22 protein-coding genes, 3 tRNA genes and 1 pseudogene are annotated in these 24865 nt (G+C 38.7%); 15 read left to right on the top strand and 11 right to left on the bottom strand.

All coding sequences use genetic code 11. From position 1 onward, the window contains the following. Positions 1-10 precede the first annotated feature (10 nt). Positions 11-1150, bottom strand: coding sequence for a glutamine-hydrolyzing carbamoyl-phosphate synthase small subunit (gene carA / locus J582_RS17310; RefSeq protein WP_031950607.1), 1140 nt, complete (start codon positions 1148-1150; stop codon positions 11-13). 313 nt (positions 1151-1463) lie between these two features. Between carA and J582_RS17300 the strand changes: the two genes are divergently transcribed. Next, positions 1464-2051 (top strand): flagellar basal body-associated protein FliL, encoded by a 588-nt coding sequence (locus tag J582_RS17300; RefSeq protein ID WP_002048572.1) that lies wholly within the window; start codon positions 1464-1466, stop codon positions 2049-2051. 59 nt (positions 2052-2110) lie between these two features. Here J582_RS17300 and J582_RS17295 read toward each other — a convergent pair whose 3' ends face one another. Beyond that, positions 2111-2647: a DOMON-like domain-containing protein gene (locus tag J582_RS17295; RefSeq protein WP_004707346.1), complete on the bottom strand. Its 537-nt coding sequence runs from the start codon at positions 2645-2647 to the stop codon at positions 2111-2113. 14 nt (positions 2648-2661) lie between these two features. Further along, positions 2662-2985 (bottom strand): ribosome assembly RNA-binding protein YhbY, encoded by a 324-nt coding sequence (gene yhbY / locus J582_RS17290; protein ID WP_000729551.1) that lies wholly within the window; start codon positions 2983-2985, stop codon positions 2662-2664. Positions 2986-3184: 199 nt separating this feature from the next. Here yhbY and rlmE point away from each other — a divergent pair, with 199 nt between their 5' ends. From rlmE to J582_RS17270, 4 genes are all read left to right on the top strand, one after another. Further along, positions 3185-3835 carry a 23S rRNA (uridine(2552)-2'-O)-methyltransferase RlmE gene (gene rlmE / locus J582_RS17285; RefSeq protein ID WP_000235573.1) on the top strand — a complete coding sequence of 217 codons (651 nt, stop codon included), beginning with the start codon at positions 3185-3187 and terminating at the stop codon, positions 3833-3835. 134 nt (positions 3836-3969) lie between these two features. Continuing rightward, on the top strand, positions 3970-5865 hold the full coding sequence (ftsH, locus tag J582_RS17280; protein ID WP_001286662.1) for an ATP-dependent zinc metalloprotease FtsH: 1896 nt from the start codon (positions 3970-3972) through the stop codon (positions 5863-5865). A 130-nt stretch (positions 5866-5995) separates the two neighbouring features. After that, positions 5996-6847 (top strand): dihydropteroate synthase, encoded by an 852-nt coding sequence (gene folP, locus J582_RS17275; protein WP_031982949.1) that lies wholly within the window; start codon positions 5996-5998, stop codon positions 6845-6847. Between the two features lie 132 nt (positions 6848-6979). Further along, positions 6980-7294 (top strand): DUF5713 family protein, encoded by a 315-nt coding sequence (locus J582_RS17270; protein ID WP_004707350.1) that lies wholly within the window; start codon positions 6980-6982, stop codon positions 7292-7294. Here the strand turns inward: J582_RS17270 and J582_RS17265 are convergent, their stop codons facing one another. After that, on the bottom strand, positions 7295-7636 hold the full coding sequence (locus tag J582_RS17265) for a hypothetical protein (RefSeq protein ID WP_200004095.1): 342 nt from the start codon (positions 7634-7636) through the stop codon (positions 7295-7297). Positions 7637-7711: 75 nt separating this feature from the next. Next, positions 7712-7797 (bottom strand) — tRNA-Leu (locus J582_RS17260). Positions 7798-7993: 196 nt separating this feature from the next. On the opposite strand from J582_RS17260, the gene J582_RS17255 reads away from it, so the two are divergent. Then, positions 7994-9757 (top strand): alkaline phosphatase D family protein, encoded by a 1764-nt coding sequence (locus J582_RS17255; RefSeq protein ID WP_031982945.1) that lies wholly within the window; start codon positions 7994-7996, stop codon positions 9755-9757. Between the two features lie 102 nt (positions 9758-9859). Here the strand turns inward: J582_RS17255 and J582_RS17250 are convergent. Both J582_RS17250 and J582_RS17245 read right to left on the bottom strand, forming a co-directional pair. Beyond that, positions 9860-9945, bottom strand: a tRNA-Leu gene (locus J582_RS17250). A gap of 11 nt (positions 9946-9956) precedes the next feature. Then, a tRNA-Cys gene (locus J582_RS17245) sits at positions 9957-10030 on the bottom strand. Between the two features lie 152 nt (positions 10031-10182). Between J582_RS17245 and folD the strand changes: the two genes are divergently transcribed. Further along, a complete protein-coding gene (folD, locus tag J582_RS17240; protein WP_001229846.1) occupies positions 10183-11031 on the top strand; it encodes a bifunctional methylenetetrahydrofolate dehydrogenase/methenyltetrahydrofolate cyclohydrolase FolD in 849 nt (282 codons plus the stop codon). 233 nt (positions 11032-11264) lie between these two features. After that, on the top strand, positions 11265-11933 hold the full coding sequence (locus J582_RS17235) for a class I SAM-dependent methyltransferase (RefSeq protein ID WP_001278008.1): 669 nt from the start codon (positions 11265-11267) through the stop codon (positions 11931-11933). 21 nt (positions 11934-11954) lie between these two features. Here the strand turns inward: J582_RS17235 and J582_RS17230 are convergent, their stop codons facing one another. Then, positions 11955-12377, bottom strand: coding sequence for a hypothetical protein (locus J582_RS17230; protein WP_001043188.1), 423 nt, complete (start codon positions 12375-12377; stop codon positions 11955-11957). Positions 12378-12491: 114 nt separating this feature from the next. Next, complete coding sequence (locus J582_RS17225; RefSeq protein ID WP_080593569.1) at positions 12492-13823, bottom strand: MFS transporter; 1332 nt, start codon at positions 13821-13823, stop codon at positions 12492-12494. A gap of 373 nt (positions 13824-14196) precedes the next feature. On the opposite strand from J582_RS17225, the pseudogene glpK reads away from it, so the two are divergent. After that, positions 14197-15705 (top strand): annotated as a pseudogene (glpK, locus tag J582_RS0104920) (glycerol kinase GlpK). 153 nt (positions 15706-15858) lie between these two features. Further along, positions 15859-17376 (top strand): glycerol-3-phosphate dehydrogenase, encoded by a 1518-nt coding sequence (gene glpD, locus J582_RS17220; RefSeq protein WP_031982944.1) that lies wholly within the window; start codon positions 15859-15861, stop codon positions 17374-17376. Positions 17377-17417: 41 nt separating this feature from the next. Here the strand turns inward: glpD and J582_RS17215 are convergent, their stop codons facing one another. After that, positions 17418-19250 (bottom strand): phosphoenolpyruvate carboxykinase (GTP), encoded by a 1833-nt coding sequence (locus J582_RS17215; protein ID WP_004707365.1) that lies wholly within the window; start codon positions 19248-19250, stop codon positions 17418-17420. Between the two features lie 391 nt (positions 19251-19641). On the opposite strand from J582_RS17215, the gene J582_RS17210 reads away from it, so the two are divergent. The 4 genes from J582_RS17210 (at position 19642) to groL (ending at position 23488) form a co-directional block, all read left to right on the top strand. After that, on the top strand, positions 19642-20580 hold the full coding sequence (locus J582_RS17210) for a diacylglycerol/lipid kinase family protein (RefSeq protein WP_032048293.1): 939 nt from the start codon (positions 19642-19644) through the stop codon (positions 20578-20580). Then, positions 20561-21319, top strand: coding sequence for a metallophosphoesterase family protein (locus tag J582_RS17205; protein WP_002048510.1), 759 nt, complete (start codon positions 20561-20563; stop codon positions 21317-21319). The genes J582_RS17210 and J582_RS17205 overlap by 20 nt, the downstream gene beginning before the upstream one ends. A gap of 185 nt (positions 21320-21504) precedes the next feature. Further along, a complete protein-coding gene (locus J582_RS17200; protein WP_000065579.1) occupies positions 21505-21795 on the top strand; it encodes a co-chaperone GroES in 291 nt (96 codons plus the stop codon). A gap of 58 nt (positions 21796-21853) precedes the next feature. Next, a complete protein-coding gene (groL, locus tag J582_RS17195) occupies positions 21854-23488 on the top strand; it encodes a chaperonin GroEL (RefSeq protein WP_002048605.1) in 1635 nt (544 codons plus the stop codon). A gap of 171 nt (positions 23489-23659) precedes the next feature. Here groL and J582_RS17190 read toward each other — a convergent pair whose 3' ends face one another. Then, on the bottom strand, positions 23660-24034 hold the full coding sequence (locus J582_RS17190) for a diacylglycerol kinase (RefSeq protein ID WP_004707370.1): 375 nt from the start codon (positions 24032-24034) through the stop codon (positions 23660-23662). A 107-nt stretch (positions 24035-24141) separates the two neighbouring features. On the opposite strand from J582_RS17190, the gene J582_RS17185 reads away from it, so the two are divergent. Then, positions 24142-24865: MBL fold metallo-hydrolase (locus J582_RS17185; RefSeq protein WP_050674846.1), on the top strand; the 724-nt coding region annotated here is incomplete at its 3' end.

Raw genomic sequence — 24865 nt, 5'->3', positions numbered from 1 at the left:
CGCTCCGTAATTACTGTTTAGATGCTTCGATAAGTTCGATGAAGTGATCGAACAAAGGTGCACAATCATGTGGACCAGGGCTTGCTTCAGGGTGACCTTGGAAGCTGAAAGCTGGTTTGTCAGTACGGTGGATACCTTGTAAGGTGCCATCGAACAATGATTTATGCGTTGCTTTTAAGTTAGCCGGTAATGTCTCTGCATCTACAGCAAAACCATGGTTTTGAGAGGTGATCATCACTGTACCATCTTCAAGATTTTGTACAGGATGGTTCGCACCGTGGTGACCATGATTCATTTTTACAGTTTTTGCACCAGAAGCGAGTGCCAAGATTTGGTGTCCTAAACAGATACCAAATACAGGTAATGTTGTGGTTTCAACAATAGTTTTTACAGCTTCGATAGCGTAATCACAAGCAGCTGGGTCGCCAGGGCCGTTTGAAAGGAATACGCCATCTGGATTAAGTGCTAATACTTTTTCAGCCGGAGTTTCAGCAGGAACAACAGTGAGTTTGCAACCGCGGTCTGCAAGCATACGCAAGATGTTGGTTTTGACACCATAATCGTATGCAACCACGTGGTATTTTAACTCAGGTTGAGTAAAGCCTTTACCTAATACCCATGAACCTTCAGACCATTCAAAGCCTGTTGGATCACAGCACTCTTTTGCAAGGTCTAAACCATTTAAACCACCAAAAGCGCGAGCTTTAGCAATTGCTTCTTCTTCAGTAATATTTTCGCCGGCAAGGATGCAACCATTTTGTGCACCTTTATCACGTAAAATACGAGTAAGTTTACGTGTGTCAATATCAGCAATTGCAACAACATTGTGTGCTTGCAGATATTCACTTAATGATTGCTCAGAACGGAAGTTGCTGTGTAATAGTGGAAGGTCACGAATAATTAAACCATTCGCCCATACTTTATGGATACGACCAGATTCAACGTCTTCTTCGTTGCAACCAGTGTTACCAATATGAGGGTAAGTTAATGTCACAATTTGTTGTGCATAACTTGGGTCAGTCAAAATTTCTTGATAGCCTGTCATGGCTGTGTTAAAAACGACTTCTCCAGTCGTACTTCCCGTTGCGCCGATTGACGTTCCTTTAAAGATCGTTCCATCTGCGAGGGCTAAAATGGCGGGGGGGCTCAAACCAAAGCTCCTGAATTTCGGCTGTAAAAAAGCGAGTAGACCTAAAAAAGATAGGCAATGTTCTAAAAAAACATGCCCCTCCCTATCGGTCTGCCCGCTTGTAACTTAACAGCGCATTATACGCATGGAACCCTAAAAAGTCTATTTATTTTCGATTAAAAAATATAATTCCTTGCTTGCTTTTTGCAAAAAAACTCATCCGCTTGTCTGAAATTGATACTTTTAGCAAATTGTCTAACAATCTGGTGCCTGAAATAAGCCAATTCCACTTATTGTAATACTAGCTAAAAAATAAACAATATGAGGAAATAGCATGAGCAATAATCAAGTTTCAAAAGATATAGCTGAGAATGCTTCGTCTGTAGCAGAGACGGTTAAAGCCGAAGTAACTGAAGCAAAAGAAGCTGTAGCGAAAACAACAACTCGAGCTAAAAAAGCAGTGAGTACAAAAGCAACACAGGTAAAAGAAGTTGTAGCTGAAAAAACAGAACAGGTGAAAGAAGTCGCTCATGAAGCAACTTCGCAAGTTAAAGAAGCTATTGCAGAAACTCAAGAACAAGTTAAAGCTGTAATTACCGAGACTGAAGAAAAAATTGAGGCTGAAACTCAAGAATTGAATCAGAATATTCAAAACCAGTTTGCTCAGATTAAACAAGATATTTTACAACGTCTTGATGTGATTAAAGCTCAGTTCAATACTTCTCAAGAAGGACTAAATGAACTGAAAAATACATTAAAAGCTGAAATTAATGCATTAATTGAAGATTTAACGAAAGTGACTAAAGAACTTAAGGGTGACATTAGTCAAATTTCTTTAAAACATAAAGATTCTTTAAGTGAAAGTTTAAAACGCACTAAAAATAATGCGGTTGAGGCTTGGAACAAAGCAAGAGATCACTAAGAATTGAAGAATAAAATTCAATAAAAAAGCGAGAATTAATTTCTCGCTTTTTTATTTTTTTAAAACTGATGCAGCCAATCACGTTTATTGTGAAAATCAGCATTTTTGCCACTATGCTGCATTGCATAGTACTGCATACCATCTTTTGTTTTTAAAACAGCAGTTAAACCTAAATAAAGGTTTGCCCATTTCAAACGGTGCTGTTGCATAAACTGACCTAAATCAAGACTTACATTTAAACCATAATGGGTACGCTTGAGATGATTTAGTTCGATATCGTAAGCAACGAGGGGAGGCATGCTTTCTGGATATCGATATTCTTCAAACTGGTAGGTCTGCCATGCTTGAGAAGGGGAAAGGTTAATTTCCCGGTAGAAATCTTCATCATGCACGCCGATAAAAATTTCAAAACAAGTATCTTCCCACAAAAAATCTTGACGAGGATGAGCCGCGACTTCTTGGGGCCAGATAATAAGTTGGTTTGGATCACGAATCCAAAAACCCACATTTAATGTATGCGGGGCTTGCTGTTCAATTGCGCCAACAACAGAAACAGCATGAAAACGATCAAAAGCTGAAAGTTCGTAACTTGCCATAAGTAGTCAATAAGTTAGTTTGCTAAGTGAGCGTGACGAACGAGGTTAGATAAGTGTTGGTTTTGCTTAGCTGCTTTTTTGTAGAGTAAAACGATTTTACCAATTTTCTGCACAGCTTCAGCGCCAGTTGCTTCTACAATTGCATCAATTACAGCTGCGCGAGCTTCACGGTCTTCACCAGCAATTTTTACTTTGATGAGTTCATGATCATTTAAAGCACGAAGCGTTTCTTCGATTACAGCATCTGTTAAGCCTTGTCCACCAATCATGACAACCGGATTAAGCACGTGACCAATTTGACGTAAACGTTTACGTTCATGAATAGATAAAGCGGCCATTAAAAATACCTGATTTTAAAAACGACTTAGTATAGCAAAAAACTTAAAATCAAATGTACGAAAAACTGTATAAATAATCGATCAACATTATTGGAAAAAAACTGTAAAAGTTATTGAGATTACGTTACATCCGTACTGTAATGAGAGTAATTTTCACGTACAATGAGCAATCAGAAGTTTTTTTGATATTTAGTGAGTTATGGCAACACGCATCACAAACCAAAAATTGTCTAAAAGTAGTCGTGCGTGGATGAGGGAACATCTAGACGATCCTTTTGTAAAAAAAGCACAAAAGGAAGGATATCGTGCACGAGCAGCCTATAAACTTCTTGAAATTCAAGAAAAATATAAGTTGATCAAGCCAGGCATGACAGTGGTTGATTTGGGAGCAGCTCCTGGGAGTTGGTCGCAAATTGCTGGGAAACTTGTTGGTAGCAAGGGTTTAGTTATTGCTTCCGATATTTTACCTATGGATGCTTTGCCGGATGTCACTTTCTTACAAGGCGACTTCAGAGAAGAAGCTGTATTTGAAAAATTGTTAAATATTTTAAACGGAAGACAAGTAGACATTGTAATTTCTGATATGGCCCCCAATACATCAGGTAATAGGGCTGTTGATCAACCTCGACAGATTTACTTGTGTGAACTTGCTTTAGACTTTGCTCAGAAAGTCTTGGGTCCAAATGGACAGTTTGTTGTTAAAGTGTTCCAAGGCGCAGGATTTGATGAGTTTCGTAAACAAGTCGTTGATAGTTTTGATGTGTTAAAAACAGCAAAACCAGCAGCTTCTCGGGCACGATCTAAAGAAGTTTTTTTGGTTGGACAAGGGCGTAAGAAAGCATTGCAATAAAGTTTACTTGCCAAGCTCCTAAAAATTGTGCATTTTGTATCTTTTAGGTTATCCGCAAGCAAGACAATTGCTGTTTTTAAGACGATCGGCCAAGATTGGGCATGATCAAATTAGATCGATATGGGAATAAAGCTTTGAGCGATTACTTCAAGAATGCCGTATTGTGGCTAATAATACTGGGTGTTCTGATTTTAATTTTCAGTAATATCAGTGACCGCAATAAGCCTACTGCAATGAAATATTCAGATTTTGTTGCAGCGGTGAATGCTGGCCAAATTAAGCAAGTCACGATTGACGGTTTAAATATTAGTGGTGAAAAAACTAACGGATCTCAGTTTGAAACTGTTCGTCCGCAAGTTGAAGACACTGAACTTATGCCAAGCTTAAACAAGCAAAATGTTGTTGTAGAGGGCACAGCACCACAACGTCAAGGCATTTTGATGCAACTTCTCATTGCTAGTTTCCCTGTACTGTTAATCATTCTGTTATTTATGTTCTTTATGCGTAACATGGGTGGTGGTGCAGGCGGTAAAAATGGTCCGATGAGTTTTGGTAAATCGAAAGCGAAAATGCTTTCAGAAGACCAAATCAAAGTGACTTTTGCTGACGTTGCTGGTTGTGATGAAGCCAAACAAGAAGTTGTGGAAATTGTAGATTTCTTAAAAGATCCTGCAAAATTCAAACGCTTGGGCGCTACGATTCCACGTGGTGTACTTATGGTTGGTCCTCCAGGTACTGGTAAAACGTTATTAGCCAAAGCAATTGCTGGTGAAGCAAAAGTTCCATTCTTTAGCATTTCTGGTTCTGACTTTGTTGAAATGTTTGTGGGTGTGGGTGCGTCCCGTGTCCGTGACATGTTTGAACAAGCAAAACGTCATGCACCATGTATCATTTTTATCGATGAGATTGATGCAGTAGGCCGTCACCGTGGTTCGGGTACAGGTGGTGGACATGATGAGCGTGAGCAAACCTTGAACCAAATGCTCGTAGAGATGGATGGTTTTGAAGGTAATGAAGGCGTAATCGTTATTGCTGCGACTAACCGTGTTGACGTATTGGATAAAGCATTATTACGTCCAGGACGTTTCGACCGTCAAGTTATGGTTGGTTTACCTGACATCCGTGGTCGTGAACAAATACTGAATGTGCATTTGAAAAAATTGCCTTCAGTTACTGGTGTAGATGTTAAAGTTTTATCTCGTGGTACCCCTGGTTTCTCTGGTGCTCAGCTGGCAAACCTTGTAAATGAAGCTGCTTTGTTTGCTGCTCGCCGTAATAAGAACACTGTCGATATGCATGACTTTGAAGATGCAAAAGACAAGATCTATATGGGTCCTGAACGTAAATCAATGGTTTTACGTGAAGAAGAGCGTCGTGCAACTGCTTACCATGAAGCTGGACATGCAATTGTTGCTGAGATTTTACCGGGTACTGACCCTGTGCATAAGGTAACAATTATGCCGCGTGGTTGGGCTTTAGGTGTAACTTGGCAGTTACCTGAACAAGATCAGATTAGCCACTATAAAGACAAAATGTTGAATGAAATTGCAATTTTGTTTGGTGGACGTATTGCTGAAGAAGTTTTCATTCAGCAACAATCGACTGGTGCTTCAAATGACTTCGAACGTGCTACAAAAATGGCTCGTGCGATGGTAACGAAGTACGGTATGTCTGACAAAATGGGTGTTATGGTTTACGAAGATGAAAACCAAAATGGATTCTTCGGTAACGTAGGTAGCCGTACAATTTCTGAAGCTACTCAACAGCAAGTTGATCAGGAAGTACGCCGTATTTTAGATGAACAGTATAAAGTTGCTCGTGATATCTTGGAAAATAATAAAGATATCGCACATGCAATGGTTAAAGCTTTGATGGAATGGGAAACTATTGATCGCGATCAAATCCGTGACATCATGGAGGGTCGTGAGCCTCAACCACCTAAAGTTTATATTGCTGAAAATCCGGTATCTGCGTTTGAACCACCAAAAGATGGTCCATCTACTCCACCGCCATTACCAGCAATGAATTAAGTTAATTAATAAAAAAGCCACAATCATGTGGCTTTTTTATTTGTCTTAAATTTCGATAAAGCTGAAAGAAATCGACAGCATGTAAAGCATACTTGTTAAAATAGCTGCTGATTTCGAACCGGAGCTTTTTATGCAGTTAATTTCTTTACCTAAGCAGATTTTACAGTGTGGACAGCTTCAATTAGATTTATCTCAGCCTCATGTCATGGGTATCTTAAATGTTACCCCAGATTCTTTTAGTGATGGCGGTAAGCATAACCAATTAGACCAAGCGGTTGATTATGCACTGAGTATGATTGAGCAAGGTGCGACTATTATTGATATTGGGGGAGAATCTACCAGACCTGGTGCCTCAGAAGTTGCAGTAGAAGAAGAGGTGCGCCGTGTGGTACCTGTTGTGGAAGCTTTATCTCATCATAATATTATTTTATCGATCGACACGAGCCAGCCAGAAGTTATTCGCGCAGCAAAAGCAGTAGGCGCACATATCTGGAATGATGTTCGCGCCTTAACACGTCCTAATGCTTTAAAAACCGCTGTAGAGCTAGATATCCCTGTGGTGATTATGCATATGCGTGGTGAGCCAACCACAATGAATCAGTTGGATCAATACGCTGATGTAACACTTGATGTGATGCAAGAGTTGCAACAACGTATTGATGAGGCTTTGGCTGTTGGGGTAAAAAAGCACAACATTATTGTTGACCCCGGATTTGGTTTTGCAAAAAATGCTCAGCAAAATTTAAAACTATTAAAAGAATTTTGGAAACTTAATGAATTGGGCTATCCAATTTTATCTGGTCTTTCTCGTAAACGGTTTATCGGGGAAGCTTTAAAAGGTGCTGCCGCTGATCAACGTGCTGTCGGAAGTGTTACTGGGCATTTGCTTAGTATTCAACAAGGAGCATCCATTGTCAGAGCACATGATGTAAAAGCAATGCATGACGCTATCTCGGTTTGGCAAGCTATGCAACAAGCTTGAAATTCCCTTGTATAAATAGACTAGGGTATGGGTGTCTTAAATAAAGTGGATGAGTGAGTCGGGTAAAAATCTCGTGATTTTTGTGAAAATATGTTATAAGCGGCAAGTTTTTGCTGTTGTGTAATCTTTTGTATGTTCGAAGACCTACTTCTCCCGATGTTTGATGATGAATATTATCCAGATATTTTGGTCGCTGAACTTAAGCAGCTCATTGAACAATTTGCTAAAAAAGTTCAAAAGCCTGCTTTAGCTGATCAAGATGTTTATCGATATGCTCATCAGACTATAAGTGAAATTAATGAAATGAAACCCCAGTTTGAAGATCTAGATTCATCGCTTGATGATAGTGCTGCTGATTATATTGCGGAGGCAATGATGATGGTGGTGCAAGATGCAGGATTTTTAGATCTTGAAATGGAAGAGCTGGTTATGAATCGAGAGTGGTAATTACTCTCGATTTTCAAAGCTTTCAAGTGCATCTAATAAATGACATGAAGACCCTAAATGAACTTCATCTATTTTCTCAACTTCCAATATTAAATTTCCATTCTGCTGTACTTTGACATCTGCTAATAAGCTTACCCAATATTTTTTCTCTTTCTGCTGTAATGCTTTTAATTGAGTAATCACATCTTGAGAAGCTTCAATTAAATAGTCATCTTGAGTGATAGAGCAGCGTATAAAATGCCAATATTTATTTTTAAATAGGATAGTGCCGTTAAAAATATCTCCAGCATTTATAGAAGGTATAAAGAGTAGAGAGGATATAAATATTAATATTCTTATCATGGGATCATTTTCATTAGGCATAAAAAAACCAGCTTACGCTGGATTCATTGTAGCACCAAATTCAATAGTTGAAAATGGTGCCCGGGGCCGGACTCGAACCGGCACGCTTTGAGGGCGGGGGATTTTAAATCCCCTGTGTCTACCTATTTCACCACCCGGGCATGTGCGCAATAATAGAGGACAAGTGCGCGATTGGCAAGAGAAAATCGGAGAGTTTGCTTTATTTTCAATCAGTTCTTATCGGTATTTATATAAATTAACCAATTTTTGTCATGATTTGTTCATCAAACTGAGATCAGCTGTTCATGTTATGTACTTAAGTTTAAGGCACTCATTGCTTAAAACTTAGAGAATTTTATGTCAGAGAAAATTTCACGCCGAGAATTAATTCAAAAAAGTCTATTCGGTTTTGGGGCTTTATCTATACCTATTGCTTTTACAGGTTGTAACGATGGCTCAGATGATGAAAGTCCAGAAATACAAGCAGATTTTCTTCATGGTGTCGCAAGCGGGGACCCACTACAAGATAAAGTTATTTTGTGGACACGAGTAACACCGACAGACTCTGGGGTGCGCTTAAAAGTTGTATGGGAAATTTCAACCGATAATCAGTTTAAACAAAATTTAAAGACGGGAATGGTTGAAACAAGCAAGACTGATGACTTTACAGTGAAAGTTGATGCAGCTGGGTTACAAGCAGATACGGTGTACTACTACCGTTTTAAATTTGGTAGTAAAGTCTCACCAGTAGGACAGACGAAAACATTACCAACTTCTACGAATAAAGTGAGCTTTGCAGTATGTTCTTGCTCGAATTATCCTGCGGGTTACTTTTATGTCTATCGGGAAATGGCTAAACAGAATGTCGATGTCATTATCCATTTGGGGGACTATATCTATGAATATGGTGCAGATGGTTATGCGGCGGAAGATGCGATAAAGCTTGGGCGTATGCTACCTGCTGATAATAATAAAGAAATTATTAAATTAGAGGATTATCGCAAACGTTATGCACTTTATCGTCAGGATAAAGATTTGCAAGCTGCTCATCAGCGTCATCCTTTTATTGTAATTTGGGATGATCACGAACTAGCGAATGATGCTTGGCGTGAGGGTGCGGAAAATCATCAAAGCGATGAAGGGTCTTTTTCAGATAGAAAATTAGCTGCTCTACAAGCTTATTTTGAATGGATGCCAATTCGCCCAGTCTCTAGTTCTGACCATTTAAATATTTATCGTCAGTTTAACTTTGGTTCACTTGTCCAATTAACCATGCTAGATACGCGTATTATTGCGCGTGATAAGCAGCTTGAATACAAAGACTATATGACAGCCTCTGGTTTGGATATTGCCAAATTTCAGGCAGATTTAACTAATCCAGCGCGTACTTTAATGGGTTATACGCAAAGAGATTGGCTGGTCGATAAATTAAAGCAATCTACAGCTACATGGAATGTTGTTGGGCAGCAAGTCTTGATGAGTAAAATGTGGATTCCAGCTGAGCTATTGGCATCTTTAGGGCAAATTACTTCAGGGGGAACTTCGCCTGAAACACTTGCTAAAATGAATACACAAATCACCGAGTTGGTTACTTTAAAACTTCGTTTGCAACAAAATGATCCAACATTAACAGCTCAAGAAAAAGCAAGAATTATGACGGTGGCACCATACAATTTAGATGCTTGGGATGGTTACTATGCTGAGAGAGAGTTTGTATATGACAAATTGGCAGAGTTTAATAAAAAGATCATTGTGTTAGCGGGGGATACTCATAACGCATGGGCATCTTATTTATATAGCCAGAAAGGAAAGTATATTGGAGTTGAATTGGCGACTAGTTCTGTATCGTCTCCAGGTTTAGAAAAATATTTAAGTATTCCACTGGCTCAACTGCAACAGTTTGAATTTGCTTTTACTACATTAATTGATGAATTGGCCTACTGTAATTTAAATCAACGAGGATACTTATTGGTTACTCTAGATCAGGCACAAGTTCATTCTGAGTGGAGATTTGTAGATTCAATTAAAAATACCGAATATCAGATAGATTCAAGCCGACAAAACGATATTGTATTGGATCTAAATTTGATGCCGTTAAAACAAGATCAAAAGACTGCTTGAAACTATAGAAAAGTAGAGGGTTGCTGAGGTAACCCTTTTTTTAGGCATAAAAAAACCAGCTTACGCTGGATTCTTTATGACACCATATTCAGTACTTGAAGATGGTGCCCGGGGCCGGACTCGAACCGGCACGCTTTGAGGGCGGGGGATTTTAAATCCCCTGTGTCTACCTATTTCACCACCCGGGCTTTACCAAATTTGGAGGCGGAGGTCGGAATCGAACCGGCGTCCACGGAGTTGCAGTCCGCTGCATGACCACTCTGCCACCCCGCCTACATTTGGTGATGCACATATTAGCAACCTTTACAAAAAAAACAATACTGTTTTGAGCGAAGATGCACATAAAAACAACATCTAGAATAAAATTGTCGAAATTATCATGTATTATTGGCACATTAAATTCATGTCTACCTTGGAGATGTGCTGTGGCATTGGTTTTAGACGGTCGTGCATTAGCAAAGCAAATTGAAGAAAATTTGTTGGTACGTGTTGAAGCTTTGAAAGCAAAAACAGGTCGTACCCCGATTTTAGCGACTATTTTGGTTGGAGATGATGGTGCTTCTGCAACTTATGTACGTATGAAAGGAAATGCCTGCCGTCGAGTAGGTATGGATTCATTAAAAATCGAATTACCACAAGAAACCACAACAGAACAATTATTAGCTGAAATCGAAAAGCTTAATGCCAATCCAGATGTTCACGGTATTCTTTTACAACATCCAGTTCCTGCACAAATTGATGAGCGTGCGTGTTTTGATGCGATCTCATTAGCAAAAGATGTAGATGGTGTAACTTGCCTTGGTTTTGGCCGTATGGCGATGGGTGAGGCTGCATATGGTTCAGCAACTCCTGCGGGTATCATGACAATTCTTAAAGAAAACAACATCGAAATTGCTGGTAAACACGCGGTTGTGGTTGGCCGTTCAGCAATTTTAGGTAAACCAATGGCAATGATGTTGTTACAAGCAAATGCAACAGTAACGATTTGTCATTCACGTACACAAAACTTACCTGAGCTTGTGAAACAGGCTGACATTATTGTTGGTGCTGTAGGTAAAGCTGAACTTATTCAAAAAGACTGGATTAAACAGGGTGCAGTTGTTGTAGATGCTGGTTTCCACCCACGTGATGGAGGCGGTGTAGGCGATATTCAATTACAAGGTATTGAAGAAATTGCTTCTGCTTATACACCAGTACCGGGTGGTGTTGGTCCAATGACCATTACTACTTTGATTCGCCAAACTGTAGAAGCTGCTGAAAAAGCTTTAGGTTAATTTAATTTATTCACGACGGCGTCCTACCGTTTAACGCAAATGTTAGGAGCTCGTATGTTACTTTTCTTTCGGGAAAAGTAACCAAAACCATTTGTCATCCGCAAAACTCGTCAGCTACTGGTTAGCTATAGATGAGTCGCAGAAACATTTTAGTTTAATGTAGTCCTACCTCGAACAATTGCGGATGACGTTAACGCGTATCAAATAGTAATTGTAAATTGTTGAGCTTATTTATGAGCTGCACCTTTCAACTGTCTAAAGCCCCTGAACATTTACTTCAAGCCCTACATGAAGTCATTCCTCATTGTGAATTAATGGCACAACAGTTGCCAGAAACTCCAATTTCTTTATGGTTGATTCCTCCAGTTTTTCCAACTGATCGTTTAGATGACGAAGTTATTCGCCGTATCTGGAATGACACGCCGTATTGGATTTTCTGTTGGGCATCAGGTTTGGCGATGGCTCAGTGGATACTTGCAGAGCCGCACCATGTTAAAGATAAAGTGGTGTTAGATTTCGGAGCAGGTTCTGGTGTAGTGGCAATTGCTGCGAAAATGGCAGGAGCAAAACGCGTAATCTGCTGTGATATTGATCAGGTTAGTCTAAATGCTTGCCGTGAAAATGCTTTACTTAATGATGTAGAGCTCGAATATCTGGATGATTTATATAAAGCTGAGCAGGTTGATGTTTTACTCGCTGCTGATGTGTTATATGACCAATGTAACCGCTTTTTCTTAGACGAATTTTTAAAATTTGCACCAGAAGTATGGGTAGCCGATAGCCGTGTTAAAAATTTTAGTCATCCAAAATATGAAAAAATTGAAGAAAGAAGTGCGACAACGTGGCCAGATTTGGATGAAGCAAAAGAATTTAGAAATGTAAGTTTTTATAAGACGCTGTAAAAGAACAGCGTCTTTTTTATGTTATGAACAAGTATAACGAACAACTTTCAATGTACTTGGGCGTGCTTCAAGTGCTTGGCGTGTCGCATAATCTTCACCATTATTTAAGCTAGGTGTATTTGATAAGCCAAAAGACGCGCGAGTTTCACCGAGTTGAATTCCATAATGCTCATCTTTAGCTGGATTAGGAATTTCGTTGATGCTTAAAATTGATAATTTATAAACTTTCTGGGCACCTAACACATTCTGACAAGCACGTTGTAATTTGCGCTCATCAAGTTGCTGGTTACTACGGCCAGCTAAAGTATAAGCTAGAGTCGCTGAAGTTTTAGTTTGGTTTTCAATCTGATAGCCAGTTGAACCATTATATTGTCGAGGCGTAGTCTGACAAGCAGTTAAAATAAACATACTACTTAATGCCAAACATAAAATACTTTTATTCATCAGTATCGTCCTTATTTTCTTATACGCAGTATCTCATAAAATAGAAGCGTTGTTTGTGGTTATTCACTAGTTTAGAGCTAACATCGGCTCATGATATTAGCTCTAATAAAAATATTAATGTTCTTTGATTTTTGAATGATGTTTGGTGTCTTTCATAAAGATATAAATCAGCAATGAAATGAAAATCATAATACTGACATAAATGAAATACCAAGATTCATGACCAGCTTCTTTAAAACTTAATGCGAAGAATTCGGCTGTTCCTCCAAATAAAGTGTTTGCAATTGCATAAGGGAGAGCTACGCCCAAAGCACGAATATGTGCTGGGAAAAGTTCAGCTTTCACGACAGCATTAATTGAAGTGTAGCCAGTCACCATGATCAGGCCCCCAAAGCATAACCAGAATGCAGTCCAGTAGTTATGCGTGTTTGCGAGAGCATCAAATAAAATATATGTGAATAAAACACCTGTTACCCCGAAGAAAATCATCAGTGGTTTACGCCCAATTCGATCTGATAATGCCCCCGCCAATGGCTGTAAACACATAAAAATAAATAATGCTAAAGTAGTAATTTGAGTCGCTTCAGGTTTGGTAAAACCAGATGTATTGACTAAATATTTTTGTAGATAGGTGGTGTAAGTATAAAAAGCGAGTGTACCACCAGCAGTTAAGAACAATACTGTAAAAGCTTCTTTAGGATAATGCTTAAATAAAGCAAACATTCCTGATTTTGGCTGATCTGTCTCTGTTTGAGCATTTTTAAAAGATTGTGTTTCTAATAGCCCACGGCGAATACGGAATACCACAATTGCTAAAAGTGCACCAATGAAAAAGGGAATACGCCATCCCCAGTCATGCAATTGCTGCTCGGTGAGTACCATTTGCAAGATGAGTAGTACACATAAAGCTGTAAGTTGTCCTGCAATTAAGGTGACATATTGGAAGCTTGAGAAAAAACCACGACGGTTCTTTTCAGCCATCTCACTTAAATATGTCGCACTTGCACCGTATTCACCACCTACACTTAAGCCTTGAATTAAACGTGCAATAACCAAAAGTAATGGTGCAAATACGCCAATACTTTCGTAGGAAGGGGTAACCGCAATGAGTAGAGAGCCAACACACATTAAGGTGACAGAAAGCGTAAGGCCAGCTTTACGTCCTTTACGGTCTGAATAAATCCCCATTATCCATGCGCCAATCGGACGCATAAGGAAGCCTACTGCAAAAATTGCAGCTGCTTGAAGAAGTTGAGCAGTTTGGCTCCCTTTTGGGAAAAAAGCATGAGCAAAATAGAGCGTAAATGCGGCATATACATACCAGTCGTACCATTCGACAAGGTTGCCAGCAGAACCGCCCAAAATTGATTTTAGACGGGTTTTTGTATCTAAATTAGAATGTGGAGGTGTTGCGGTAGAAGGTTGATCAACCATGAGTCGCTCCATGTTTCGCTTGGGTTGAATGCTATAGAAGAGAAGATTTATTCCGTTTTTACATATTATCTAGAGGAGTATTTCACTTTATTTTTTTTATGTCTGTAAAACAATGTTTATTATTTAAGCAAAGGAATAAGTTGAATATTTATGTGATTTCAAATTAGCCGATCAGTTCATTTTTATAAGCTTACTCGGATTTTTAGAATATTATTTTTTCCCAAGTAGTAAAAACCGATAAAGAATGAGTAATGTTTGGGCGAAGAAAACCTATATCCCTTAAAAATAATGATATATTCCAAAGAAAATTTTAAATAAATACAGTTAGGCATAATGTCTTTGCATTGTGGACTAGATGTGTGTGGATAATGAAAGGGACATTCAGATGTCAAATTGCCCAAAGAAATATATTGTTGCTTTTGATCAGGGCACAACAAGCTCAAGAGCAATTGTTTTAGATCATGATGCAAATGTTGTCAGTATTGCTCAAAGAGAGTTTACTCAGATTTACCCTCAGCCGGGCTGGGTTGAACATGATCCAATGGAAATTTGGGCAACTCAAAGCGCTGTGTGGGTAGAGGCTTTGGCTCAAGCAGGCATCAAGAGTGAGCAAGTTGCAGCAATTGGGATTACAAACCAGCGAGAAACCACCATTGTCTGAGATAAAAAAACAGGTAAGCCGATTTACAATGCGATTGTTTGGCAGAGCCGACAGACGACTGAAATTTGTAATCAATTGCATAAAGCAGGTTGGCAAGAATATATTCGTAAAACCACAGGCTTAGTGATTGATCCATATTTTTCGGCCACAAAAATTAAATGGATTTTAGATCACGTGGAAGGCAGCCGTGAGCGTGCTGAGCGAGGAGAGTTGTTGTTTGGTACGGTGGATACGTGGCTCATTTGGAAACTAACCAATGGCGCTGTTCATGTCACTGATTTTACCAATGCTTCACGGACTATGCTGTTTGATATCGAAAAGCTTGAATGGGATGAAAAACTTTTACAAGCTTTAGATATTCCTAGAGCAATGCTACCTGCGGTACGTAGTTCATCTGAGGTCTATGGGTATACACATACCATTAGTGGCCAAGAAGTAGGTATTCCTATTGCGGGAATCGCGGGTGATCAACAGGCTGCACTTTTTGGTCAAATGTGTGTTGAGTCAGGACAGGCTAAAAATACCTATGGTACAGGCTGCTTTCTACTCATGAACACAGGTAAGAAGATTGTTCGTTCAGAGCATGGATTACTGACCACTATTGCATGCGGTGCAAGCGGTGAAGTGAATTATGCTTTAGAAGGTGCCGTGTTTAATGGTGGCTCTTGTGTACAGTGGTTACGCGATGAATTAAAGGTTATTAAGAACGCTAAAGATTCTGAGCATTATGCAACACGAGTAAAAGACAGTAATGGTGTATATGTCGTTCCAGCTTTTACCGGATTGGGGGCACCGTATTGGGACCCGACAGCACGCGGAGCAATTTTTGGTCTGACGCGTGGGGCTAGTATTGAACATATTATTCGTGCAACTTTAGAGTCCATTGCTTTTCAAACTCGAGATGTTTTAGATGCTATGCAGCAAGATGCAGAAGAAGAACTTCGTACGCTCCGTGTTGATGGTGGCGTAACGGAAAATAACTTCTTGATGCAATTTCAGTCTGATATTTTAGCAACCCCTGTAGAACGTCCAATAATGAAAGAAACCACTGCTTTGGGCGCAGCTTTCCTTGCAGGTTTAGCAACGGGTTTCTGGCAAGATCTGCACGAGTTAAGAAATAAATCTGCCATAGAAAAAGTTTTTGAACCCAAAATGTCTGCTGAACAATCTGAGTTTATTTATAAGGGTTGGTTGAAAGCAGTGAAACGCAGTCAAAGTTGGGCTGAGGATTGATTTGTTCTTTAATGAGTTAAATTAAAAGTAGAGTAATTAATTAGCGGCTCAATGTTTATTTATTCAAAATTGATTATTCTACTTTTTTGATTGTTGTTTCATCAATTTGATGTTTTAATTTTTATAAGATCAACAATAAAAAGAATATGAGAAATGACAGTACAAACTAATGATTATTCAAAAGTATATGATATTGCTGTAATTGGTGGCGGTATTAATGGAGTGGGTATTGCCAACGATGCAGCAGGCCGTGGACTATCGGTATTTTTGTGTGAAAAAGATGATTTAGCCAGTCACACCTCATCTGCTAGCAGTAAATTAATTCATGGTGGTCTACGCTATTTAGAACATAAAGAATTCAGGTTAGTCAGAGAAGCATTAGCAGAGCGAGAAGTGTTGTTGGCGAAAGCGCCACATATTATTGCACCAATGCGTTTTATTATGCCTCATAGACCGCATTTGCGTCCTGCATGGTTAATTCGAGCGGGCCTATTTTTTTATGATCATTTGGGAAAACGAGAAAAATTATTAGGTTCAAATCTGATTTATTTCAAAGAAGATAGTCCCTTAAAACCAGCGATAACGCGTGGCTTTGAATATTCTGACTGTACTGTAGATGATGCACGTCTTGTGGTGTTAAATGCGCTACAAGCTAAAGAGCAGGGTGCCAAAGTCGTGACACGAACACGATGTGTTAAGGCTTATAAAGAACAAGAACTTTGGTATTTGGAACTACAAAGTGGAGCAGAGGTTTATCAGATACGTGCAAGAGCTTTAGTAAATGCAGCTGGTCCTTGGGTTGAAGAAATTATTAGTGAAAATCTAAATTTAAGATCTCCTTATCAAGTCCGATTGATCCAAGGAAGCCATATTGTTGTGCCAAAGCTATATGACTGTCATAAGGCTTTTATTATGCAAAACGAAGACCGACGGATCGTTTTTGCAATTCCTTATTTAGAAAAATATACCCTCATTGGTACAACAGATCAGGAATACACAGGTGATCCACAAAAGGTAGAGATTACTGATGTAGAAATAGATTACCTTTTGACAGTGACAAATTCACATTTTAAAAACCAGTTAACGCGAGCAGATATTGTAAGTCAGTACTCAGGTGTACGTGCTTTATGTGATGATGAGTCTGATAACCCTTCGGCAATTACCCGCGACTATACTTTGGCACTACAGACGGAAGATAAAACGGCACCATTGTTATCGGTATTTGGTGGCAAGATTACGACTTATCGGAAACTGGCTGAGACCGCTTTAGAGCATTTGTCTCCGTTCTTTAGTGAAATGGCAGAGGAGTGGACTGCCAATGAACCATTACCCGGTGCTGAGAACTGGACTACATTAGATGATTTAATCAACCAGATTCAATTAAGTGTAAATGGAGTTTCAGAATCCCTTGCCAAACGTTGGGCACATGCATATGGCACAAGAGTTTGGAACATGCTTCATGAACGAAATAGTATAGAACAATTGGGGCAAAATTTTGGTCATGATTTATTTGAATGTGAAGTTAAATATTTATGCGAATATGAGTGGGCAAATACTGCAGAAGACATACTCTGGCGAAGATCTAAATTAGGTTTGGCGTTTAATGAAAAACAGGTAAAAGTGTTAGAAGCTTACTTATCTGAACGTCGACTAAAAGATGATGCCGCATAATAAAAAAGGCCGCATAAAGCGGCCTTTTTTATATTTAGCAATTAGAAGCCAGTTTTTACAGCTTCAAGTAATGCTGCTTGACGTTCTTTTAATGCTTTTGGTAAGCGCTCGCCAAGTTTATTGAATAACTCAGTGTGGCTTTCAATTTCAGTAACCCACTGGTCTTTATCTTGAGTAGTGATAAGGTCAAATTGTTCTTTACTGAACTCAGTGCCTTTCCAGTTCAAGTCTTCATATGTTGGAACAAAACCGATTGGTGTTTCAACAGCGTTTGCACGACCTTCACAGCGGTCAATGATCCACTCAAGAACACGCATGTTTTGACCGAAACCAGGCCATACAAAGTTGCCTTCAGCATCACGACGGAACCAGTTTACGTTGAAGATTTTCGGTAATTTGTTGCCAGAAGCTTCAGCTTTCTCGCTTACTTTTGCACCAAGGCTTAACCAGTGGTCAAAGTAGTCAGCCATGTTATAGCCAGCAAATGGAAGCATCGCGAATGGGTCACGACGAACGATACCTTGTTGACCAACAGCAGCAGCAGTAGTTTCAGAACCCATAGTTGCCGCTTTATATACACCGTCAACCCAGTCAAAAGCTTCAGAAACTAAAGGAACTGTATCTGCACGACGACCACCGAAGATGAATGCAGAAATTGGAACACCTGCTGGGTTTTCCCAGTCAGCATCGATAGATGGACATTGACCAGCTGCAACAGTGAAACGAGCATTTGGATGTGCTGCTTTTTCGCCGTTTACGTGAGGTTGACCTTTCCAGTTTGTTAAGTTTGATGGAACTTCTTTAGAAAGACCTTCCCACCATACTTGACCATCTTCAGTTACTGCTACGTTTGTATAGATAACATCTTTATGAAGTGTTGCCATACAGTTCGGGTTAGTCTTGGTATTTGTACCAGGAGCTACACCGAAGAAACCAGCTTCAGGGTTAATCGCATATAAACGCCCGTCTTCACCTGGTTTGATCCAAGCAATATCGTCACCTACAGTTTCGATTTTCCAACCTTCATAACCTGCTGGTGGAATTAACATTGCAAAGTTTGTCTTACCACAAGCAGATGGGAATGCAGCAGCGATGTAGTGTTTTTCACCTTGAGGGTTAGTCACACCAAGAATAAGCATGTGTTCAGCTAACCAACCTTGTTCGCGTCCCATGACAGAAGCGATACGAAGAGCTAAACATTTTTTACCAAGTAATGCGTTACCGCCGTAACCAGAACCGAAAGACCAGATTTCACGAGTTTCTGGGTAATGAACGATATATTTCTCTGGGTTACAAGGCCATGCAACGTCTTTTTGACCTTCAGCAAGTGGAGCACCTACTGTGTGTACACAAGGAACAAATTCGCCGTCTGTACCTAATACATCATAAACAGCTTTACCCATACGTGCCATTTTGCGCATGCTAACAGCAACATAAGGAGAATCAGTTAACTCGATACCGATATGAGCAATATGGCTACCTAAAGGACCCATAGAGAAAGGAACAACGTACATCGTACGGCCTTTCATTGAACCTTCAAATAAACCATTTAATTTTTCACGCATAACAGCTGGATCTTCCCAGTTGTTTGTCGCACCAGCATCTTCTTTATTTTGAGAGCAGATGTAAGTACGATCTTCAACACGCGCAACGTCAGATGGGTCAGAATTTGCAAGATAAGAACCAGGATGTTTTTCTTGGTTTAATTTCTGCATGGTGCCGTTAGCGATCATCAAGTCGATTAGACGTTGATACTCTTCTTCGCTTCCGTCACACCATTCGATTTTTGCTGGTTTGGTTAAGTTTGCAATTTCTTCAACCCATGCTATAAGCTTAGGATGACGAACGAATTCTGGTGCGTTCACTGTGGTCATGGTGAGGCCTATTCAAAATATGTACAACGTACAAGTCTATTCATTGGGGTACAATGAAAGATCAAATAAAAAAGTGGCTGTATTAAAGCATAAAATCATAAAAAAAATAAGACTAAAGACTAACAATTAGATATTTGGAATTCCGATTGTTTTTATTTAAAAATCATTTGCTTATGATATTTTATATGGTTTTTGCTTTTATATTTTTATGTTATATGTGTGTTATTTACTTAAGTTATTTTATTTAAAATCAATAAATTAACTCTTAAATTTTTTTTGAGAATTATTATTGATTAAACAAATGAAGATCATTCAAAATTTACATAAAGAGACTTTTAATAGGTGATTTTATATACAAAATAGAATAAACATCTTACTTTACGATAATAAAATGCGGCCCTTGAAACCTCTTTCGATCATCTATAACGAAAAATCAGGATTTCACGCTTCAAAACATGAAGATGTTTATGAGCAACTGATGACTGTATTTACTGAACATGGTTTTGAAATACAAGTATTTGAATTAAATGAAAATACATTGTTCGATGATCTGATGAATAATGTTATTCATCGGCATTCACAAAACGAAAATATAGGGGTGGTTGTTGCAGCTGGTGGGGATGGCACATTAAATGCTGTTGCATCTAAACTTAAGAATACTTCTATTCCAATGGGAATCTTGCCTTTAGGTACTTTTAACTATGTCGCTAAAGTTTTAGATATTCCGCTAGATCTTTTAGAAGCAGCACAAGTGATTGCTACAGGCATTCCTCGGTCAGTACATATAGCAGCAATCAATGATCATATTTATTTAAATAATGCTAGTTTAGGACTATATCCACTCTTTATCAAAAAGCGCGAACTCTACAATAAATATTTAGGAAGGCTTCCTTTACATGCCTATACATCAGCTTTAGATGTTTTGTTAAGAGAAAATAAGTCAATGAAGCTATCTATAACCGTAGATGGTAAAAAATATCCCGTTAAAGCACCTCTTATTTTCTTTGGGAATAATCAATTACAACTATGTGATATGAAACTTAGAATTGCAGAATGTGCAGCACAGGGACGAGTTGCTGGAGTTGTAATTACAAAAAGTGATAAGCTGAGTTTACTGAATATGCTTTGGCAGTGGATTCAAGGTAAAGTTGAAGATGCCCAAGATGTATATAGTTTTTGTGCAGATCATGTTGTAGTCGAATGTGCAAAAAAATCGAAACTTACAGTTGCTTTAGATGGTGAAATCATAGAGATGAAACCACCTTTAAATTTCACTGTAGAAAAAAATGCTTTAAATATAATGGTGCCGAATGTTATTACATCTGTCTGATTTACACTTTGGAACGGAAAAACAAGAGTGTTTAGAGGCAATTAGGCACTTCTGTATTCAGCAACAGCCTGAAGTAATTGTTGTAAGTGGAGATATTACTCAACGTGCCAAATACGAACAATTTTTTAAATGTCGGCAATATTTAGATAGTCTCAATATTCCTTATTTAGTGGTGCCAGGCAACCACGACATTCCTTTGTATCATGTCTGGAATCGTTTTTTTTCTCCATTTACTCGTTATCGATATTTTTTTGGTGAACTGGAGCCAACTTTAGAAACCGAACATTTTTATATTGTTGGTGTAAATAGCATACGCCGTCGTTACCATACGCGTGGTCATATTTCGATTGAACAAATTCAAGATACTTATGAGCGTTTACAAAAAGGGCCTAAAGATAAATTAAAGCTAGTGGTTTTCCATCAACCTTTTTATACACCACCCGATAATAAGCATGGAATAAAGGATTGTCCGGTTTTAGGAAAAATCGCCTTAGAGAAGTGGAGTACAACTGGATTATTCGGAATGCTGCATGGTCATCTTCATAAAACGGCTATATATGATTTAACTCAAATTTACCATCTGGAAATAGATCATCCTATTTATGATATTCATGCGGGTACAGCAACTTCTACTCGTTTATATCATCATAATCCAAATAGCTTTAATACGGTTTCAAATACAGGAAAGATTCAGCATTATTGGTTTAATGAACAGCAGGCTGAATTCACTACAGATTGATTTGGCTTAGATGAGATTAAATATTTGATTGTTTAAAAAATATTCAAAAAACAGAAAAATTTTTCTTATTTCCCCTTGAAGCCATTTTTTTCATCCCCACAAAAGTGACATCTAAATATTTTGTTATTGCTCTGGATTAAAGCAATAACGATTAATCAAAAAGACTAAGTCTGATGGAGTTAATTATGAGCAACATTCGTCCATTACATGATCGCGTTGTGATTCGTCGCGTAGAAGAAGAAACCAAAACTGCTGGCGGTATTTTATTGCCAGGTTCTGCTGCTGAAAAGCCATCTCAAGGTGAAGTAATTGCAGTAGGTAATGGTCAAATCACTGATAACGGCGTACGTGCTTTGGATGTTAAAGTTGGTGACAAGGTGTTATTTGGTACTTATGCAGGTACAACAGTTAAAGTAAACGGTGAAGAACTCTTAATTATGAAAGAGTCAGACATCTTAGCTGTATTAGAAGGCTAATCGATCCATAACTCAATTCATTATCAGATTCAGTATTTAAAAAGATTCGGAGTTTAATATGTCAGCTAAAGACGTAAAATTTGGTGATTCAGCTCGCTCAAAAATGATTGCAGGGGTAAACGTACTTGCAGATGCGGTTAAAGTGACTTTAGGTCCTAAAGGCCGTAACGTTGTAATCGACCGTTCTTTCGGTGCGCCGCACATCACTAAAGACGGTGTAACTGTTGCTAAAGAAATTTCATTAAAAGACAAGTTTGAAAACATGGGTGCTCAACTTGTACGTGAAGTTTCAAGCAAAACTAACGACATCGCTGGTGACGGTACAACAACTGCGACTGTACTTGCTCAAGCAATTTTAAATGAAGGTATCAAATCAGTAACTGCTGGTATGAACCCAATGGATTTAAAACGCGGTATCGACATTGCAGTAAAAACTGTAGTTGAAAATATCCGTTCTATTGCTAAGCCAGCTGATGATTTCAAAGCAATTGAACAAGTGGGTTCTATCTCTGCTAACTCTGATACTACTGTTGGTAAACTTATCGCTCAAGCGATGGAAAAAGTAGGTAAAGAAGGCGTAATCACTGTAGAAGAAGGCTCTGGCTTTGAAGACGCATTAGACGTTGTAGAAGGTATGCAGTTTGACCGTGGTTATATCTCTCCATACTTTGCTAACAAGCAAGATACTTTGACTGCTGAACTTGAAAATCCGTTCATCCTTCTTGTTGATAAAAAAATCAGCAACATTCGTGAATTGATTTCTGTTTTAGAAGCAGTTGCTAAAACTGGTAAACCACTTCTTATCATCGCTGAAGATGTTGAAGGTGAAGCGCTTGCAACTCTTGTTGTAAACAACATGCGCGGTATTATCAAGGTATGTGCTGTTAAAGCTCCTGGTTTCGGTGACCGCCGTAAAGCAATGCTTCAAGACATCGCGATCTTGACTGGCGCAACTGTTATTTCTGAAGAAGTTGGTATGTCTTTAGAACAAGCGACTCTTCAAGATTTAGGTACAGCGCACAAAATCACTGTTTCTAAAGAAAATACAGTTATTGTTGATGGTGCTGGTGATGCTGCTGCTATCGCTGAGCGTGTTCAACAAATCCGTGCTCAAATCGAAGAATCTACTTCAGAGTATGACCGTGAAAAATTACAAGAACGCGTTGCTAAATTGGCAGGCGGTGTTGCTGTAATTAAAATCGGTGCAGCAACTGAAGTTGAAATGAAAGAGAAGAAAGACCGCGTTGACGACGCTCTTCACGCAACTCGTGCAGCAGTTGAAGAAGGTGTTGTTGCTGGTGGTGGTGTTGCGCTTGTACGTGCCGTAAATGCGCTTGAAGGCTTAAAAGGTGCTAACGAAGATCAAACTGCAGGTATCAACATTTTACGTCGTGCGATCGAAGCTCCACTTCGTCAAATCGTTGCGAACGCTGGTGATGAGCCATCTGTAGTAATCAATGCAGTTAAGAAAGGTGAAGGTAACTTCGGTTATAACGCTGCAACTGGTGAATATGGCGATATGTTAGAAATGGGTATCCTTGACCCAGCTAAAGTAACTCGTTCTGCACTTGAGCACGCTGCTTCTGTTGCTGGCTTAATGTTGACTACAGAATGTATGATTACTGACATTCCTGAAGACAAACCAGCTGCTCCAGACATGGGCGGTATGGGTGGAATGGGCGGCATGATGTAATAAACATCAACGTCTAAATAAAAAAATCCCTGCATTTGCAGGGATTTTTTTATTTCTTATATAAATTAAGAAAAAGTTAAGTTGATATTCTTAAACTTATAGTCAGGAACAGTAGCTGTAGTTCCTCTTTTTTGTTACACCATGCTTATCCTCTTATAAGCATGGTTTTTTTTAACCTAATAAAATGATAAGCCATGTTACTGCAATAATTGAAAGCGCGACAAATTGAGCAGCACTTCCCATATCTTTAGCATTTTTAGAGAGTTGGTGTTTTTCAAGTGATACACGGTCAACTACCGCTTCAATCGCAGAATTGAATAGTTCTACAATAATTGCAAATAAACACACAACCACCATAAGTGCATGTTCACCGCGAGTTACATCTAGAAAAAAGCTAGTAGGGATAAGCACAATATTAATTAAAACAATTTGTCGGAAAGCGGCTTCATTTTTATAAGCTGCTTTAAATCCTGAAATTGAATAACCTGTCGCATTCAAGATGCGCTTTAGTCCGCTTTTGCCTTTGTAGGGAGAATAACTATTCATTCACTTATATTTTTAACACTTTTCATGCATTATATATCGCGGCCCTTAAAAAAAATATTAAATCTTTTTTAAAGATTTTGACTTTATAACTTGATAGAGAAGAAGAGATGAAAAAATTATTTGTAGCATTAGGACTTGTCATGGGTGGGTTACATGTAAGCTATGCAGAGCCTGCCTCAGCTCAACAAGTACCGGGATATTATAAGCATCAATTTGGTAATTACCGCATCACCTCATTACTTGACGGTACCATCTATTTAGACCCTAAGTTATTTAAAAATTTGAGTCAGGCTGAGAAGACTAAAATTTTAACAAAATACGCCGCTGTTAATGAGAAAGGGGTTCAAACTTCGGTAAATGCATTCTTGGTAGATGACGGTAAAAGTTTAACTCTTGTTGATAGTGGTGCTTCAAGTTGTTTTGGCCCACAGTTGGGTTCAATTGCTAAAAATCTTGAATTGGCAGGCTATCAACTTGCTAACGTGAAAACGGTTTTATTAACCCATCTACATCCAGACCATGTTTGTGGTATTGCTCAAAATGGAAAAGCTGTATTTCCTAATGCAACTATTTATGCACATGAACGTGAAGCTGACTATTGGTTAAATCCAGCTTCTGAAAAAACTGTACCTGCAGATAAAAAAGAAAACTATTTAGGAACGGTTAAAAATATAAAAGCTGCGCTTGCACCGTATCAAGCGAAAAAAGCTTTCAAGACTTTTAAAGATGGCGATGTCATTCAAGGTTTTGAAGTAATCAATACACAAGGGCATACACCGGGTCACCATAGCTTCCGATTAAAGAGTAAAGGTCAACAAATTGTCTTTGTAG

The organism is Acinetobacter sp. 1566109, assembly GCF_000582255.1.
Taxonomy (GTDB): domain Bacteria; phylum Pseudomonadota; class Gammaproteobacteria; order Pseudomonadales; family Moraxellaceae; genus Acinetobacter; species Acinetobacter nosocomialis.
This window is presented reverse-complemented; position numbering and strand designations above follow the sequence as displayed.

Bases quoted from the DNA above. Each gene is read 5' to 3' on its own strand.
- folP (WP_031982949.1), top strand. From the start codon at position 5,996: ATGCAGTTAATTTCTTTACCTAAGCAGATTTTACAGTGTGGACAGCTT.
- J582_RS17300 (WP_002048572.1), top strand. From the start codon at position 1,464: ATGAGCAATAATCAAGTTTCAAAAGATATAGCTGAGAATGCTTCGTCT.
- J582_RS17225 (WP_080593569.1), bottom strand. From the start codon at position 13,823: ATGGAGCGACTCATGGTTGATCAACCTTCTACCGCAACACCTCCACAT.
- glpD (WP_031982944.1), top strand. From the start codon at position 15,859: ATGACAGTACAAACTAATGATTATTCAAAAGTATATGATATTGCTGTA.
- yhbY (WP_000729551.1), bottom strand. From the start codon at position 2,985: ATGGCCGCTTTATCTATTCATGAACGTAAACGTTTACGTCAAATTGGT.
- J582_RS17215 (WP_004707365.1), bottom strand. From the start codon at position 19,250: ATGACCACAGTGAACGCACCAGAATTCGTTCGTCATCCTAAGCTTATA.
- J582_RS17210 (WP_032048293.1), top strand. From the start codon at position 19,642: ATGCGGCCCTTGAAACCTCTTTCGATCATCTATAACGAAAAATCAGGA.
- J582_RS17190 (WP_004707370.1), bottom strand. From the start codon at position 24,034: ATGAATAGTTATTCTCCCTACAAAGGCAAAAGCGGACTAAAGCGCATC.
- J582_RS17230 (WP_001043188.1), bottom strand. From the start codon at position 12,377: ATGAATAAAAGTATTTTATGTTTGGCATTAAGTAGTATGTTTATTTTA.
- J582_RS17270 (WP_004707350.1), top strand. From the start codon at position 6,980: ATGTTCGAAGACCTACTTCTCCCGATGTTTGATGATGAATATTATCCA.
- J582_RS17295 (WP_004707346.1), bottom strand. From the start codon at position 2,647: ATGGCAAGTTACGAACTTTCAGCTTTTGATCGTTTTCATGCTGTTTCT.
- J582_RS17265 (WP_200004095.1), bottom strand. From the start codon at position 7,636: ATGATAAGAATATTAATATTTATATCCTCTCTACTCTTTATACCTTCT.
- rlmE (WP_000235573.1), top strand. From the start codon at position 3,185: ATGGCAACACGCATCACAAACCAAAAATTGTCTAAAAGTAGTCGTGCG.
- J582_RS17200 (WP_000065579.1), top strand. From the start codon at position 21,505: ATGAGCAACATTCGTCCATTACATGATCGCGTTGTGATTCGTCGCGTA.
- J582_RS17235 (WP_001278008.1), top strand. From the start codon at position 11,265: ATGAGCTGCACCTTTCAACTGTCTAAAGCCCCTGAACATTTACTTCAA.
- J582_RS17205 (WP_002048510.1), top strand. From the start codon at position 20,561: ATGTTATTACATCTGTCTGATTTACACTTTGGAACGGAAAAACAAGAG.
- groL (WP_002048605.1), top strand. From the start codon at position 21,854: ATGTCAGCTAAAGACGTAAAATTTGGTGATTCAGCTCGCTCAAAAATG.
- J582_RS17255 (WP_031982945.1), top strand. From the start codon at position 7,994: ATGTCAGAGAAAATTTCACGCCGAGAATTAATTCAAAAAAGTCTATTC.